This window comes from Pseudomonas sp. G1002 (assembly GCF_013385455.1).
Taxonomy (GTDB): domain Bacteria; phylum Pseudomonadota; class Gammaproteobacteria; order Pseudomonadales; family Pseudomonadaceae; genus Aquipseudomonas.
In genome coordinates this window covers 129286-142969 of the sequence record NZ_JACAPY010000018.1, presented here as the reverse complement: position 1 = coordinate 142969, position 13684 = coordinate 129286, and the positions used below count along the sequence as shown (strand labels likewise).

Here is a 13684-nt window from a genome sequence, read left to right as displayed (position 1 = left end):
AGCCCGCGCCTTGCTCCAAAAGAGGTCCTAATGACCATCAGCGACGCACTGCACCGCCTGTTACTCGACAACCTGACCACCGCGACCATTCTGCTCAATGACGAACTGCGCCTTGAGTACATGAACCCGGCGGCGGAGATGCTGCTGGCCATCAGCGGGCAGCGCAGCCATGGGCAATTCATCAGTGAGCTGTTTACTGAGTCGGCCGAGGCCTTGAGCTCGTTGCGCCAGGCCGTGGAGCAGGCGCACCCGTTCACCAAGCGCGAAGCGATGCTCACCGCCCTCACCGGCCAGACCCTCACCGTCGACTACGCGGTAACACCGATCCTCAGCCACGGCGCCACCTTGTTGCTGCTGGAGGTGCATCCCCGCGATCGCCTGCTGCGCATCACCAAGGAAGAGGCGCAGCTGTCCAAGCAGGAAACCAGCAAGATGCTGGTGCGCGGCCTGGCCCATGAGATCAAGAACCCCCTGGGCGGGATTCGCGGTGCCGCACAGCTGCTGGCCCGCGAGCTGCCGGACGAGAACCTCAAGGATTACACCAACGTCATCATCGAGGAAGCCGACCGCCTGCGTAACCTGGTAGACCGCATGCTCGGCTCCAACAAGCTGCCGTCGCTGGCAATGACCAACGTGCACGAAGTGCTGGAGCGGGTTTGCCAGTTGGTGGAGGCCGAAAGCCAGGGCTGCATCACCTTGGTGCGCGACTACGACCCAAGCATTCCCGACGTATTGATCGACCGCGAGCAGATGATCCAGGCGGTGCTCAATATCGTGCGCAACGCCATGCAGGCCATCAGCAGCCAGAACGAACTGCGCCTGGGCCGCATCAGCCTGCGCACCCGTGCCCTGCGCCAGTTCACCATTGGCCACGTGCGCCATCGCCTGGTGACCAAGGTCGAGATCATCGACAACGGCCCCGGCATCCCTGCAGAACTGCAGGAAACCATCTTTTTCCCGATGGTCAGCGGCCGCCCGGACGGTACCGGGCTCGGCCTGGCCATTACCCAGAACATCATCAGCCAGCACCAGGGTTTGATCGAATGTGAGAGCCATCCCGGTCACACCACCTTCTCGATCTTTCTGCCACTGGAACAAGGAGCCCCATCGACATGAGCCGTAGTGAAACTGTCTGGATCGTCGATGACGACCGTTCTATCCGCTGGGTCCTGGAGAAAGCCTTGCAACAGGAAGGCATGACCACCCAGAGCTTCGACAGCGCCGACGGGGTGATGAGCCGCCTGGCTCGCCAGCAGCCCGATGTGATCATCTCCGACATCCGCATGCCCGGCGCCAGCGGCCTGGACTTGCTGGCGCGGATTCGCGAGCAGCACCCGCGCCTGCCGGTGATCATCATGACCGCGCACTCGGACCTGGACAGCGCTGTCGCGTCCTATCAGGGCGGCGCCTTTGAATACCTGCCAAAACCGTTCGACGTGGACGAAGCGGTGGCGCTGGTAAAACGCGCCAACCAGCACGCCCAGGAACAGCAGAACCAGGAAGCCCCGCCGGCCCTGACCCGTACCCCGGAAATCATCGGCGAAGCGCCGGCGATGCAGGAAGTGTTTCGCGCCATCGGGCGCTTGAGCCACTCCAACATCACCGTGCTGATCAATGGCGAGTCGGGTACCGGTAAAGAGCTGGTGGCCCACGCCCTGCACCGTCACAGCCCACGGGCGGCGTCGCCGTTCATTGCGCTGAACATGGCGGCGATCCCGAAAGACTTGATGGAGTCGGAACTGTTCGGCCATGAAAAAGGCGCGTTCACCGGTGCGGCCAACCTGCGCCGTGGCCGTTTTGAACAGGCCGACGGCGGCACGCTGTTCCTCGATGAAATCGGCGACATGCCGGCCGACACCCAGACGCGCTTGCTGCGGGTCCTGGCCGACGGAGAGTTTTATCGGGTAGGCGGGCACACGCCAGTCAAGGTCGACGTACGTATCATCGCGGCGACGCACCAGAACCTGGAAACCCTGGTGCACGCCGGGAAATTCCGTGAAGACTTGTTCCACCGCCTGAACGTGATCCGCATCCACATCCCACGGATGTCGGACCGCCGCGAGGACATCCCGACCCTGGCCCGTCACTTCCTCAGCCGCGCCGCCCAGGAGCTGGCCGTCGAGCCGAAGCTGCTGAAAAGCGAGACCGAGGAATACCTGAAGAACCTGCCATGGCCGGGCAACGTGCGTCAGCTGGAGAACACCTGCCGCTGGATCACGGTGATGGCTTCGGGGCGCGAAGTGCATATCAGCGACCTGCCGCCTGAGCTGCTGAGCCTGCCGCAGGATTCGGCACCGGTGACCAACTGGGAGCAGGCGCTGCGCCAATGGGCCGACCAGGCCCTGGCACGTGGCCAGTCGAACCTGCTGGACAGCGCTGTGCCGGCTTTCGAGCGGATCATGATCGAAACCGCCCTCAAGCATACCGCTGGACGTCGTCGCGACGCCGCCGTGCTGCTGGGCTGGGGCCGCAATACGCTGACACGCAAGATCAAGGAGCTGGGGATGAAGGTTGACGGTGGGGATGATGATGAGGGCGATGAAGGCTGATTGATCCCTCAAGTACACCGAAGATCCAGTGTGGGAGCGGGCTCGCTCGCGAAGGCGATGGTTCAGTCAACATACGTATCGACTGACGCGCCGCCTTCGCGAGCAAGCCCGCTCCCACATTTGGATCTCCACAAGGTTTCAGCACTGTGCACCGCTTCAATGCACCACGAACCGGCATCGCGCACTTATCCAACGCCTGAAACACATGCCTTGTTAAGAAAATATTAAAACCCAAAAAAGCCAAAGCCCCGTATTCCGGGGCTTTGCGCTTTCTGAAGAAATTTTTTGGCGCCACTTCGCAATTCTGGCACGCGCCCTGCAATAACCCTGTTACTACCCAGTTTCGGGGACCTTGGTACAGGCAGGCCGAGAATCCCCTCTTTAACACCCGGGGTGCTTGATGCGGATCGCGTCGCGCCCCACACCCGTTTCGGGAACCTCGGTACAGGCAGGCCGGGGATTCCCTCTTTAACACCGAAGCCTTTGGCTTCACCCCGTTTTGGGAGCCCTGGTACAGGCAGGCCGGGAACTCCCTTCTTTACACCCGGGGCTTATGAGGCAACGCGCCCATAGCCCCAGCCCGTTTTGGGAACCTTGGTACAGGCAGGCCGGGGATTCCCTCTTTTATTGCTCCTGGAGATGGATCTCCACCCGCCAGCGTCCATCGGCCTTCTCTCCCGACCACTCCCCGCGCAACGGCCGAGCCGCCACCAGGTTCAGCAGCAAGCCGCCATCGGTCTTGCGTACGCGCCAGTTCACATCCTTGTCATTGACCTTCAATTGGCCGCCCTGGGCCTTGCCAAGCGCATCGAACAGCAGCGCCACGGTGCCGTCGATATGCTCGCCGTGCAGCTTGGGTTCGCTGTTGAACCACACCACCAGGCCATCGACGGCGGGCTCTACCTGCTGCAGCTCAACCGGGTCTGGCGTGGTCAGCCGGCCGATCATCAGGCCTACCATCAAGCCGACAATCGCCAACGAGCCTAAAACCCGTGGCAATAGCTTCGGCCTGGGGTCTTCTTCAGGGGTAGAATGCAGCGCATCTTTGCCTTCGGAGCCGTGCATGTTTCACGTCATCCTTTTTCAACCAGAAATTCCGCCGAATACCGGCAACGTTATCAGGCTGTGCGCCAACAGTGGCTGCCACCTGCATTTGATCGAGCCCTTGGGTTTCGACATGGACGACAAGCGCCTGCGCCGCGCCGGGCTGGACTACCACGAGTACGCCACCCTGCAACGCCACGCCGACCTTGCCAGCTGCCTGGAAAGCCTGAACCACCCACGGTTGTTCGCGTTTACCACCAAGGGTTCGCGGCCGTTTCATGATGCCAGCTTTGCCGAAGGCGACGCCTTCCTGTTCGGCCCGGAAAGCCGCGGCCTGCCGGCAGACGTGCTGGACGCCCTGCCAGACGGCCACCGCCTGCGCCTGCCGATGCGCGAAGGCTGCCGCAGCCTGAACCTGTCCAATACCGTGGCCGTCGCGGTTTACGAAGGTTGGCGGCAACTGGGGTTCAAGTAACACTGCATAACGAATGTGGGAGCGGGCTTGCTCGCGAAAGCGGAGTGCCAGTCAACGAAGATATCGACTGAAGTACCGCATTCGCGAGCAAGCCCGCTCCCACATTGGATCGGCGTCGTTGCTCAGAACAGCTTACTGAACCGTTGGCGAGCCTTCCTGTTGCATGCGCTGCAGCTCTTGCGCATACAGGGCATCGAAGTTCACCGGAGCCAGCATCAGCGCCGGGAACGAGCCACGGGTGACCAGGCTATCCAGGGTCTCACGGGCATACGGGAACAGAATGTTCGGGCAGAACGCGCCCAGGGTGTGGCTCATGGACGCTTCGTCCAGGCCCTGGATCAGGAAGATACCGGCCTGTTGCACTTCAGCAATGAAGGCCACTTCTTCGCCGTTCTTGACGGTGACCGACAGGGTCAGCACGACCTCGTGGAAGTCACCTTCCAGGGCCTTCTGACGGGTGTTCAGGTCCAGCGCAACGCTCGGGGTCCATTCCTGACGGAAGATGGCCGGGCTTTTCGGCGCTTCGAACGACAAGTCACGCACGTAAATACGCTGCAGGGAAAATTGTGGGCCTTGAGCTTCTTCTGCTGCCGCTTCGGTGTTCTGTTGGTCAGTCATCGCAGATCCTTCGTGATCTTGGGGTCTTTTAGGGGTTAGGAGTCAGACGTGAAGCAGCGCATCCAGTTTACCGGCGCGCTCGAGTGCGAACAGGTCATCGCAACCACCGACATGCTTGTCACCGATCCAGATCTGCGGCACGGACGTGCGTCCCGCTTTCTTGGTCATCTCGGCGCGCACCTGGGGCTTGCCATCAACCTTGATCTCTTCGAAGGCAATGTCCTTTTTCACAAGCAGGGCCTTGGCCCGCATGCAATAAGGGCAATAATCGCTGGAATAAACGACAACCTGGCTCATATCACTTCACCAGCGGCAGGTTATCGCCACGCCAGCTGGAAATACCACCCGACAGTTTGGCGGCGTTGAAGCCGGTTTTCAGCATCTCGCGGGCGTGGGTGCCGGAGTGCTGGCCCTGGGCGTCGACCAGGATAATGGTCTTGGCCTTGTGCTTTTCCAGCTCGGCCAGGCGCGAAATCAGTTTGTCCTGGGGAATGTTCAGCGCGCCGACAATGTGACCGGCGGCGAAATCCTTGGCGGGACGAATGTCCACCACTACGGCCTCATCCTTGTTGACCAGCGCGGTCAGCTCGGACGTGCTGAGGCTGCGGCCACCGCGGCTCAATTCGTGAGCGATCAGCAGCGCCAGCAGTACGACGAACGCACCAGCGAGCAAATAGTGGGTAGTGGCAAATGCAATCAGGTGATCAACCATCAAGGAGGTTCCAGGGCGTTAAAATGGCGGTAAGTATACACAGCCGCCATGGTCGGCCAACCCCCGTAAAGCGGTGACGTGGTCGGAACTTCGCTTTAAACTGCCACTCCCTTTTCTATTCCCTTCATTCATTACCGCCGCGAGAGGATCTATGACTACTACGCCTAAACCTTTGGTCCTGATAATTCTCGATGGCTTCGGACACAGTGAAAGCCACCACGACAACGCCGTGTACTCGGCCAGCAAGCCAGTACTGGACCGTCTGAGCGCTACCGTTCCGAACGGCCTGATCTCGGGCTCGGGCATGGATGTTGGCCTGCCGGACGGCCAAATGGGCAACTCGGAAGTCGGCCATATGAATCTCGGTGCCGGACGAGTGGTCTATCAAGACTTCACCCGCGTGACCAAAGCGATCCGCGACGGTGAGTTTTTCGAGAACCCAAACATCTGCGCGGCAGTGGATAAAGCGGTCAAGGCCGGCAAGGCCGTGCACTTCATGGGCCTGCTGTCGGACGGCGGCGTCCACAGCCACCAGGACCACCTGATCGCCATGGCCGAACTGGCCTTCAAGCGCGGCGCCGAGAAGATCTACCTGCACGCGTTCCTCGACGGCCGCGACACCCCGCCGAAAAGTGCCCAGTCCTCCATCGAACTGCTGGATGAAACCTTCAAGACCCTCGGCAAAGGCCGCATCGCCAGCCTGGTTGGCCGCTACTTCGCCATGGACCGCGACAACCGCTGGGACCGCGTGGCACAGGCCTACAACCTGATCGTCGACGGCCAGGCCGAATTCAACGCCGCCACCGCCCAGGAAGGCCTGGAAGCCGCCTACGCCCGTGGCGAGAGTGACGAGTTCGTCAAGGCCACCACCATCGGCGAACCGGTCAAGGTCGAAGATGGCGACGCCGTGGTGTTCATGAACTTCCGCGCCGACCGTGCCCGCGAGCTGAGCCACGTATTCGTCGATGCCGGCTTCAAGGACTTCGAGCGCGCCCGCCAGCCGAAAGTCGAATTCGTGATGCTGACCCAATACGCCGCCAACATCCCGGCCCCGTCGGCATTCGCCCCGGGCAGCCTGGAAAACGTGCTGGGGGATTACCTGGCGAAAAACGGCAAGACCCAACTGCGCATTGCCGAAACCGAGAAGTACGCCCACGTGACCTTCTTCTTCTCCGGCGGTCGTGAAGAACCGTTCCCGGGTGAAGAACGCATCCTGATCCCGTCGCCGAAAGTCGCCACCTACGACCTGCAGCCGGAGATGAGTGCCCCGGAAGTCACGGACAAGATCGTCGACGCCATCGAGCACCAGCGCTACGACGTGATCGTGGTCAACTACGCCAACGGTGACATGGTGGGCCACAGCGGCAACCTGGAAGCGGCGGTAAAAGCCGTGGAATGCCTGGACCTGTGCGTCGGCCGCATCGTCGACGCCCTGGACAAGGTGGGCGGCGAAGCGCTGATCACCGCCGACCACGGCAACTGCGAGCAAATGTCCGACGAATCCACCGGCCAGGCCCACACCGCCCACACCACCGAGCCGGTGCCATTCATCTACGTCGGCAAACGTGACTTTAAAGTACGTGATGGCGGCGTGCTGGCCGACGTGGCACCGACCATGTTGATGCTGATGGGGCTGGAGAAGCCGAAAGAGATGACTGGCACTTCGATTCTGGTCTGACACAGTTCAGGGGTTGCTCAAAACAGGCAGCCCGTCAATAATGGACTCGAGCGCGAAACCAGTTGCCTCCAGCGGCGATAACTGGCGTAGGAACCCCGCAGATGGCTGGATATCCGCGTAGGGTGAGACCTCCACACCCCTGCTTGAGGGTGTGTATATGAATATCAAGCAAGCACTACTTAGGGCAGTTCGAAAGAGCTGCCCTTTTCTTTGGGCGTCACAAAAGCTCGTAACGCTTGTAGAGCAACTCACCATGACGATGCTTGTTCAAGGCCTTGGCGCCTGTCTGCATGAAGTTCCACAGCACATTGCCAGCCTGAATATTGACCACCACCAGCATCTGCCTCCTGGATTCATAAGCCCCAATGAATGCTAAACGAGCGGAGCAATCGCTATAAGCAACACGCCATATTTCCAGAGGCCCCGTCAATGTGTCCAAGGCGAACCTGACATAACGTTCTCTGGCGTCCTGCCGCTTTTCAACAATGTGCTGCAGACAGCTACGCCTGATCGCTATTTGCCCCAAAGGCGAAGTAATTTCCACAGCTGAAGAGCTCGAATGGGCAATGCCAAAATGCATTGCGACTATATCGATGGCCGCTGCGACATCGTTGCCGGCGGCCACTTCCTCAAGTGGACGCGCTCGCAAAGCCCGATCCAGACTACGAAGGTCGGGAAGCCCATAATCAAGCCACGTTTGCTGGCCTTTTGACTCGTGAATACAAGGCATTACTGACTATGCCGACCGTCGGATTAACAGGGCCGAAGAGTCTATTCCGAGCGCAAATGCACCGTCAGGGCGGAGCATTTCAAGGCATTTCGCGAAGCACACAAAACAACTGCAGAAGCACGACACGACGCTCTCTACCGCTCGTCGCCTTCAAAGGGCTATGGGACTTGCCCACAATTGCTTGCAGAATGCGGCCACTGGGCACCTAACTTGCCTGCCAAGCCGAATTGGGCGTTTTTTTTGCAGCGCTTGGCGGGCATACTAGGCCGTCCCTTTCCCTGGTGTCGCCCGCCTCTATGCTTCGCGCCTTGATTACCCTTGCTCTTGTCTGCCTGCTCCAACCGGCGTTTGCCGATGAGCGCGCACAAACCCAACAACAGTTGGACGCTACGCGTCAGGACATTACCGAGCTGAAGAAGCTGCTCGGCAAGCTCCAGGAAGAGAAGTCCGGCGTGCAGAAAGACCTGCGCGGCACGGAAACCGAGATGGGCAAGCTGGAGAAGCAGGTCCAGGAGCTGCAAAAAGAACTAAAGAAGAGCGAGTCGGAACTGGAGCGACTCGACGCTGAGAAAAAAAAACTCCAGAGCGCCCGCGTTGAACAGCAACGCCTGATCGCGATCCAGGCCCGCGCCGCTTACCAGAACGGCCGCCAGGAATACCTCAAGCTGCTGCTCAACCAGCAGAACCCGGAAAAATTCGCCCGCACCCTTACCTATTACGACTACCTGAGCAAGGCCCGCCTGGAGCAACTGAAAAGCTTCAACGAGACCCTGCGCCAGTTGGCCAACGTCGAGCAGGAAATCGCCAACCAGCAGTCGCAGTTGCTCGACCAGAAAACCGCCCTCGACAGCCAGCGCGACGAGCTGGACAAGGTCCGCAAGGAGCGCCAGCAGGCGCTGGCCAAGCTGAATGACGACGTGAAAGCCCGTGACGCCAAGCTCCAGGCCCGCGAGCAAGACCAGGCCGACCTCGGCAAAGTCCTGAAAACCATCGAGGAAACCCTGGCGCGCCAGGCCCGTGAGGCAGAGCAGGCGCGACAAAAAGCGCTGCTGGCCCAGCAGGAAGCCGAAAAAAAGCGCGAGCGTGAAGCCGCCGAGGCAGTCGCCAGCGCCACTACCGACGCCCCGGCCCCGCGTAAACCGGCGCGTGCAGCGCCTGGCCCGCTGGTTTCCAGCGCCGGCGAATCCTTCGGCGGACCTTTTGCTTCAGCTCGGGGCAAACTTCCATGGCCAGTTGATGGTCGATTACTGGCACGCTTTGGTGAAACCCGTGGCGATGACACCCGCGCCAAGTGGGACGGTGTGATGATCAGTGCCGGTGCCGGCACCCAGGTCCACGCTATCCACGGCGGCCGCGTGGTATTCGCCGATTGGCTGCGTGGCGCAGGTTTGTTGGTGATTCTTGACCACGGCAATGGCTATTTGAGCCTTTACGGCCACAATCAAACTTTGCTTAAAGCGGCAGGTGATGTTGTAAAAGCCGGTGAATCCATCTCCACTGTCGGTAACAGTGGTGGCCAGGACACCCCGGCGCTGTACTTCGCTATTCGTCAGCAGGGCCGCCCGAGCGACCCGGCACAATGGTGCCGTACCCAAGGATAAGGGTCGCATCTACATTAGGAGTTCGTTCGACATGCTGCATTTGTCCCGCCTCACATCGCTGGCCCTGACGATCGCTCTGGTGATCGGCGCGCCTTTGGCATTCGCCGACCAGACCGCCCAGTCGGCCACGGCCGCGACCACCAAGGCCCCGCTGCCGCTGGACGAGTTGCGCACCTTTGCCGAGGTCATGGACCGGATCAAGGCCGCTTATGTCGAACCTGTGGACGACAAGACCCTGCTGGAAAATGCCATCAAGGGCATGCTCAGCAACCTTGACCCGCACTCCGCCTACCTGGGCCCGGAAGATTTCGCCGAGCTGCAGGAGAGCACCAGTGGTGAATTCGGTGGCCTGGGCATTGAAGTCGGCGCCGACGACGGCAACATCAAGGTCGTTTCGCCGATCGATGACACCCCTGCGTCCAAGGCCGGCATCCAGGCCGGTGACTTTATCGTCAAGATCAACGGCCAGCCGACCCGCGGCCAGACCATGACCGAAGCCGTCGACAAGATGCGCGGCAAGATCGGCCAGAAAATCACCCTGACCCTGGTGCGCGACGGCGGCACGCCGTTCGACGTGACCCTGACCCGCGCCACCATCACGGTCAAGAGCGTGAAGAGCCAGCTGCTGGAGTCGGGCTACGGCTACATCCGTATCACCCAGTTCCAGGTCAAGACCGGCGACGAAGTGGCCAAGGCCCTCGCCAAGCTGCGCAAAGACAACGGCAAGAAACTCAGCGGCATCGTGCTCGACCTGCGCAACAACCCGGGCGGCGTGCTGCAGGCAGCGGTGGAGGTGGTCGACCACTTCATCACCAAGGGCCTGATCGTCTACACCAAGGGCCGTATCGCCAACTCCGAGCTGCGCTTCTCGGCCACCGGCAACGACCTCAGCGAAGGCGTGCCGATGGTTGTGCTGATCAACGGCGGCAGCGCCTCGGCTTCGGAAATCGTCGCCGGCGCCCTGCAAGACCAGAAACGCGGCGTGCTGATGGGCACCACCAGCTTCGGCAAAGGCTCGGTGCAAACCGTGCTGCCGCTGAACAACGAGCGTGCCTTGAAGATCACCACGGCGCTGTACTACACGCCGAACGGTCGCTCGATCCAGGCCCAGGGCATCGTGCCGGACATCGAAGTGCGCAAGGCCAAGATCACCAACGAAGCCGACAGCGAGTTCTACAAGGAAGCGGACCTGCAAGGCCACCTGGGCAATGGCAACGGCGGCGCCGACCAGCCGACCGGCAGCGGCTCGAAAGCCAAGCCGATGCCGCAGGACGACGATTATCAGTTGGCCCAGGCGCTGAGCCTGCTCAAGGGCCTGAGCATTACGCGCAGCCGTTGATATGCGCCGTGGACTGATCATCGCTTTGCTGTGCTGTCTGGCGGGAGTCGCCCAAGGCAACCCCGCCAGTGCAGCCCCCGCTGAACACAAAGCCTACCTGACCCTGATCATCGACGACCTGGGGCAAAACCTGCCCCGGGATCGTCGTGTGCTCGCCCTGCCCGGCCCGGTGACCACGGCGATCATGCCCGACACACCCCACGCCGCCGAATTCGCCCGCGAAGCCCACAAGGCCGGCAAGATCGTCATCCTGCACATGCCCATGGACCCGGCCACCGGCCCGTTCGCCTGGCACCCCGACCTGCCTATCGAAGAGCTGGGCAAACGCCTGGACGCGGCCTTCAAGGCCGTGCCCTACACCGCCGGCATCAACAACCACATGGGCAGCCGCATGACCGCCCAGCCGGAGGCCATGGCCTGGTTGATGGGTGAGCTGCAACGACGCCACAAGTTCTTCGTCGACAGCCGCACCAGCGCTAAAACCGTCGCCGCCGCCGAGGCGCAAAAGATTGGCCTGGCCAGCGTCTCGCGGGATGTGTTCCTCGACGACGAACGCACCGAAGCGGCCATCACCACCCAGCTGCAGACCGCGATCAAGCTGGCCCACAAACAGGGGTCGGCGGTGATGATCGGCCACCCTTATCCACAGACCCTGGCGGTACTCGAACGTGAGCTGCCCAAGCTCAAGGCCCAGGGCGTCGAGTGGATCGACATCAAGTTGATGATCAGCCTGCGCAGCAACCAGGCCATGGCCGGCCACGGAAAAAACGGCACTTACCGCTAGTGCTATATAGCTACCGCGCCTGACCGAGCGGACTCTTCGATAGTGGATCTTCGTATCCACTGGAGAGTCTGTAGATGAACTCACTGCAATACAAAGACCTGCTGATCAACTTCACCACCGAGTTCGTTCCTGTATGGAACGACAAAGGCACTCGCGCCGAGAAACCCGTGACCTTCTGGCGCCCGAGCACATCCTCCGACGCGCTGGGCAACTTCGTCCCGCTGGGTGATGTGGCGGTGGCGGGTTACCACAACATCAATCAACTGAACATCGTCGCTGTTGTCAGCGAAGTTGACCGGGAGAATGGCACCGCCTTGCGGCCCCCCGTCGACTTCGAGAGAGTCTGGGAACACTCGGGACCAAGGGCACGCGCCAATTTCTCAATCTGGCGGCCCACCGCTCCAGAAGGTTATGTGGCGATGGGGCTGGTCTGTGGCCTCGGTAACGACAAACCACCACGCAATACCATCCGCTGTGTCAGAGAAGACCTGGTGACTCAGGCCTATGTCGACCAGTTGATCTGGAGCGACCAAGGCAGCGGCGCCCACCGGGACTTCAGCGCCTGGGGTGTCTCCCCGTCGCAAGCAGCGCCTGGTCAAGCCTACCTGGCACCGGGCACCTTTACCGGCGCCGAGGGCTATGCCAAGCCAACCAGGCAACGCCCGGTGCACGCCCTGCGGCTGGACCTTGCGCTTCATTCCGAAGATTTGCCGCCACTTTCACCCGAAATGGCACCAGGACGCACGATGCCGGAGCAGGTAACAGAGGGCATTCATGTGTGCGAACTGCCCTGGTTTACCGTGAACGACCCGACCCTGACGCCCCTGGAAAAACTGCAAACCTGCCCGGTATATCGGTTGAAAAGAATCGACCAGTACAGCTTGGTGGCCAGCGGTCAAAACACCACGCCAGCAAGCCAAACCTTCAGTTGGGTATTCGCAAAAGGAGAGATCAGTGACTTCTCCATGGGCCTGCGCTCCTTGACCGGCGTCGATATAAAGGCTGCCTGGGCACCCCGGCATCCGTTGAGTATCAGTGCCAACCTCAATCGCGACTTCACGCATACGGGCTTGACCGCACAAGGCTGGGAACGGGAGGGCGTGGCGGATGTGATGGCTTACATCCCGGCGAATAAATCCATCGCTGCCTACCTGGTCAAAAGCCGATACGAGCTATTGCGGGCTGACGGCAGCCAGCTCGGGCCAACCCTGACCTATGCCAGCGGAGATAACGTCTACTTCAGCGAGCTGCTGCAACCTGAAGCGGCGGTTACTGCTGTTGAGGAGCCAGAGGAAGTACCAGCAGAGGTGCCCGAGCCCACAGAAAACAACCTAGAGATAACGCCCCATGATTTCATCGATGACACCCTCCTGCCGTAACTGATCGAGGGCCGCCTGGAGTTTCGCCACTACGTCATCCGGCACGTTTTTGTTCAGCGCCAGGTACAGCTCCGCGCTGTTGAAACGCAACACAGTCTTGAGCCCGGTCACCCCGACCTGGCGTGCCAGATAACGGCCCGCCGGGTCCCCGGTGGCCCACAGGTCGATCTGGCCATCCACCAGCTTTTTCGCGTTGTCCTGATCCCGCAACACGATCACCGGCTTGAGCCCCTGCTTCTCCAGGCTCTCGGCGATGGCGTCGCCCTTGTAGGCGCCGATCTTGTAGCGCCGCGCCTGCTCAAGGTCGCTCAGCTGGATCTTGCTGTCAGCCTTGGCCAGCAGCACCCAATCGTCCGGGCCGATGGGGCCGACCCATTTGAACAGCGCCTCACGGTCCGGCAAGCGCGCCATCACGAACACGCCGTAACCGGGTTTTTCCAGGGCGAGTTTGTAGATCCGGTCCCAAGGGAACCGCAGGGTCAGGTTGTAGGAAATACCGGCACGCTGGAACGTCTCGCGGACGATGTCCACGGCAATGCCTTCGATGTTCTCTTCCTTGGCGAAGTTCTTGCCGTTTTTCGCCATGTTGTACGGCGGGAAGTTTTCCGTCAGCAACACCAGGGAAGCGCCGTCGGACGGTTCATCAGCGTAAGCCGAACCCGTCAGCAGAACGGTGGTACTGGCGAGGGCGAGCAGCAGGTCTTTGAACATGAAAGTCACCGGAATCCATGGCAAGCCCAGAGAGTGCCGCGAGCCTGCCATGGTGTCCAGTGAC

General features: G+C 60.9%; 14 protein-coding genes. 8 read left to right on the top strand and 6 right to left on the bottom strand.

The annotated features are described in order from the left end of the window. Positions 1 to 30 precede the first annotated feature (30 nt). Complete coding sequence (glnL, locus tag HX801_RS09085; RefSeq protein ID WP_003218001.1) at positions 31 to 1116, top strand: nitrogen regulation protein NR(II); 1086 nt, start codon at positions 31 to 33, stop codon at positions 1114 to 1116. After that, positions 1113 to 2549, top strand: coding sequence for a nitrogen regulation protein NR(I) (gene ntrC / locus HX801_RS09080; RefSeq protein WP_003218003.1), 1437 nt, complete (start codon positions 1113 to 1115; stop codon positions 2547 to 2549). The genes glnL and ntrC overlap by 4 nt, the downstream gene beginning before the upstream one ends. Before the next feature lie 624 nt (positions 2550 to 3173). On the opposite strand, the gene HX801_RS09075 is transcribed toward ntrC, so the two are convergent. Beyond that, complete coding sequence (locus HX801_RS09075) at positions 3174 to 3614, bottom strand: hypothetical protein (RefSeq protein ID WP_177021921.1); 441 nt, start codon at positions 3612 to 3614, stop codon at positions 3174 to 3176. On the opposite strand from HX801_RS09075, the gene HX801_RS09070 reads away from it, so the two are divergent. Beyond that, complete coding sequence (locus HX801_RS09070) at positions 3613 to 4068, top strand: tRNA (cytidine(34)-2'-O)-methyltransferase (protein ID WP_003218007.1); 456 nt, start codon at positions 3613 to 3615, stop codon at positions 4066 to 4068. The genes HX801_RS09075 and HX801_RS09070 overlap by 2 nt on opposite strands. 132 nt (positions 4069 to 4200) lie before the next feature. Here the strand turns inward: HX801_RS09070 and secB are convergent, their stop codons facing one another. Genes secB through HX801_RS09055 form a run of 3 tightly spaced genes read right to left on the bottom strand, consistent with a single transcriptional unit; the run spans position 4201 to position 5398 of the window. After that, positions 4201 to 4686, bottom strand: coding sequence for a protein-export chaperone SecB (secB, locus tag HX801_RS09065; RefSeq protein WP_003218009.1), 486 nt, complete (start codon positions 4684 to 4686; stop codon positions 4201 to 4203). A gap of 42 nt (positions 4687 to 4728) precedes the next feature. Next, entirely contained in the window at positions 4729 to 4983 is a 255-nt protein-coding gene (gene grxC, locus HX801_RS09060) for a glutaredoxin 3 (protein ID WP_087693339.1), read from the bottom strand. A 1-nt stretch (position 4984) separates the two neighbouring features. Further along, positions 4985 to 5398 (bottom strand): rhodanese-like domain-containing protein, encoded by a 414-nt coding sequence (locus tag HX801_RS09055; RefSeq protein WP_003218014.1) that lies wholly within the window; start codon positions 5396 to 5398, stop codon positions 4985 to 4987. Between the two features lie 151 nt (positions 5399 to 5549). Here HX801_RS09055 and gpmI point away from each other — a divergent pair, with 151 nt between their 5' ends. Beyond that, positions 5550 to 7076, top strand: coding sequence for a 2,3-bisphosphoglycerate-independent phosphoglycerate mutase (gpmI, locus tag HX801_RS09050; protein WP_087693337.1), 1527 nt, complete (start codon positions 5550 to 5552; stop codon positions 7074 to 7076). A 217-nt stretch (positions 7077 to 7293) separates the two neighbouring features. Here gpmI and HX801_RS09045 read toward each other — a convergent pair whose 3' ends face one another. Beyond that, on the bottom strand, positions 7294 to 7806 hold the full coding sequence (locus HX801_RS09045; RefSeq protein ID WP_177021920.1) for a PBECR2 nuclease fold domain-containing protein: 513 nt from the start codon (positions 7804 to 7806) through the stop codon (positions 7294 to 7296). Between the two features lie 296 nt (positions 7807 to 8102). Between HX801_RS09045 and HX801_RS09040 the strand changes: the two genes are divergently transcribed. The 4 genes from HX801_RS09040 to HX801_RS09025 all read left to right on the top strand — a co-directional run bounded on the left by HX801_RS09040 (position 8103) and on the right by HX801_RS09025 (position 12909). After that, positions 8103 to 9407, top strand: a complete 1305-nt coding sequence (locus tag HX801_RS09040) for a murein hydrolase activator EnvC (RefSeq protein ID WP_003218021.1) — start codon at positions 8103 to 8105, stop codon at positions 9405 to 9407. Between the two features lie 31 nt (positions 9408 to 9438). Next, a complete protein-coding gene (locus tag HX801_RS09035; protein ID WP_003218023.1) occupies positions 9439 to 10746 on the top strand; it encodes a S41 family peptidase in 1308 nt (435 codons plus the stop codon). A 1-nt stretch (position 10747) separates the two neighbouring features. Continuing rightward, positions 10748 to 11530 carry a divergent polysaccharide deacetylase family protein gene (locus HX801_RS09030; RefSeq protein ID WP_008435686.1) on the top strand — a complete coding sequence of 261 codons (783 nt, stop codon included), beginning with the start codon at positions 10748 to 10750 and terminating at the stop codon, positions 11528 to 11530. A 74-nt stretch (positions 11531 to 11604) separates the two neighbouring features. Beyond that, positions 11605 to 12909: a Vps62-related protein gene (locus HX801_RS09025; protein ID WP_177021919.1), complete on the top strand. Its 1305-nt coding sequence runs from the start codon at positions 11605 to 11607 to the stop codon at positions 12907 to 12909. Here HX801_RS09025 and HX801_RS09020 read toward each other — a convergent pair. Then, positions 12862 to 13620 carry an ABC transporter substrate-binding protein gene (locus HX801_RS09020; protein ID WP_177021918.1) on the bottom strand — a complete coding sequence of 253 codons (759 nt, stop codon included), beginning with the start codon at positions 13618 to 13620 and terminating at the stop codon, positions 12862 to 12864. The two genes, HX801_RS09025 and HX801_RS09020, sit on opposite strands and share 48 nt — an antisense overlap. Between the last annotated feature and the right edge of the window lie 64 nt (positions 13621 to 13684).

Excerpts from the sequence above, each read along its gene's own strand:
- glnL (WP_003218001.1), top strand. The coding sequence starts at position 31 with ATGACCATCAGCGACGCACTGCACCGCCTGTTACTCGACAACCTGACC.
- ntrC (WP_003218003.1), top strand. The coding sequence starts at position 1,113 with ATGAGCCGTAGTGAAACTGTCTGGATCGTCGATGACGACCGTTCTATC.
- HX801_RS09070 (WP_003218007.1), top strand. The coding sequence starts at position 3,613 with ATGTTTCACGTCATCCTTTTTCAACCAGAAATTCCGCCGAATACCGGC.
- HX801_RS09075 (WP_177021921.1), bottom strand. The coding sequence starts at position 3,614 with ATGCACGGCTCCGAAGGCAAAGATGCGCTGCATTCTACCCCTGAAGAA.
- secB (WP_003218009.1), bottom strand. The coding sequence starts at position 4,686 with ATGACTGACCAACAGAACACCGAAGCGGCAGCAGAAGAAGCTCAAGGC.
- grxC (WP_087693339.1), bottom strand. The coding sequence starts at position 4,983 with ATGAGCCAGGTTGTCGTTTATTCCAGCGATTATTGCCCTTATTGCATG.
- HX801_RS09055 (WP_003218014.1), bottom strand. The coding sequence starts at position 5,398 with ATGGTTGATCACCTGATTGCATTTGCCACTACCCACTATTTGCTCGCT.
- gpmI (WP_087693337.1), top strand. The coding sequence starts at position 5,550 with ATGACTACTACGCCTAAACCTTTGGTCCTGATAATTCTCGATGGCTTC.
- HX801_RS09045 (WP_177021920.1), bottom strand. The coding sequence starts at position 7,806 with ATGCCTTGTATTCACGAGTCAAAAGGCCAGCAAACGTGGCTTGATTAT.
- HX801_RS09040 (WP_003218021.1), top strand. The coding sequence starts at position 8,103 with ATGCTTCGCGCCTTGATTACCCTTGCTCTTGTCTGCCTGCTCCAACCG.
- HX801_RS09035 (WP_003218023.1), top strand. The coding sequence starts at position 9,439 with ATGCTGCATTTGTCCCGCCTCACATCGCTGGCCCTGACGATCGCTCTG.
- HX801_RS09030 (WP_008435686.1), top strand. The coding sequence starts at position 10,748 with ATGCGCCGTGGACTGATCATCGCTTTGCTGTGCTGTCTGGCGGGAGTC.
- HX801_RS09025 (WP_177021919.1), top strand. The coding sequence starts at position 11,605 with ATGAACTCACTGCAATACAAAGACCTGCTGATCAACTTCACCACCGAG.
- HX801_RS09020 (WP_177021918.1), bottom strand. The coding sequence starts at position 13,620 with ATGTTCAAAGACCTGCTGCTCGCCCTCGCCAGTACCACCGTTCTGCTG.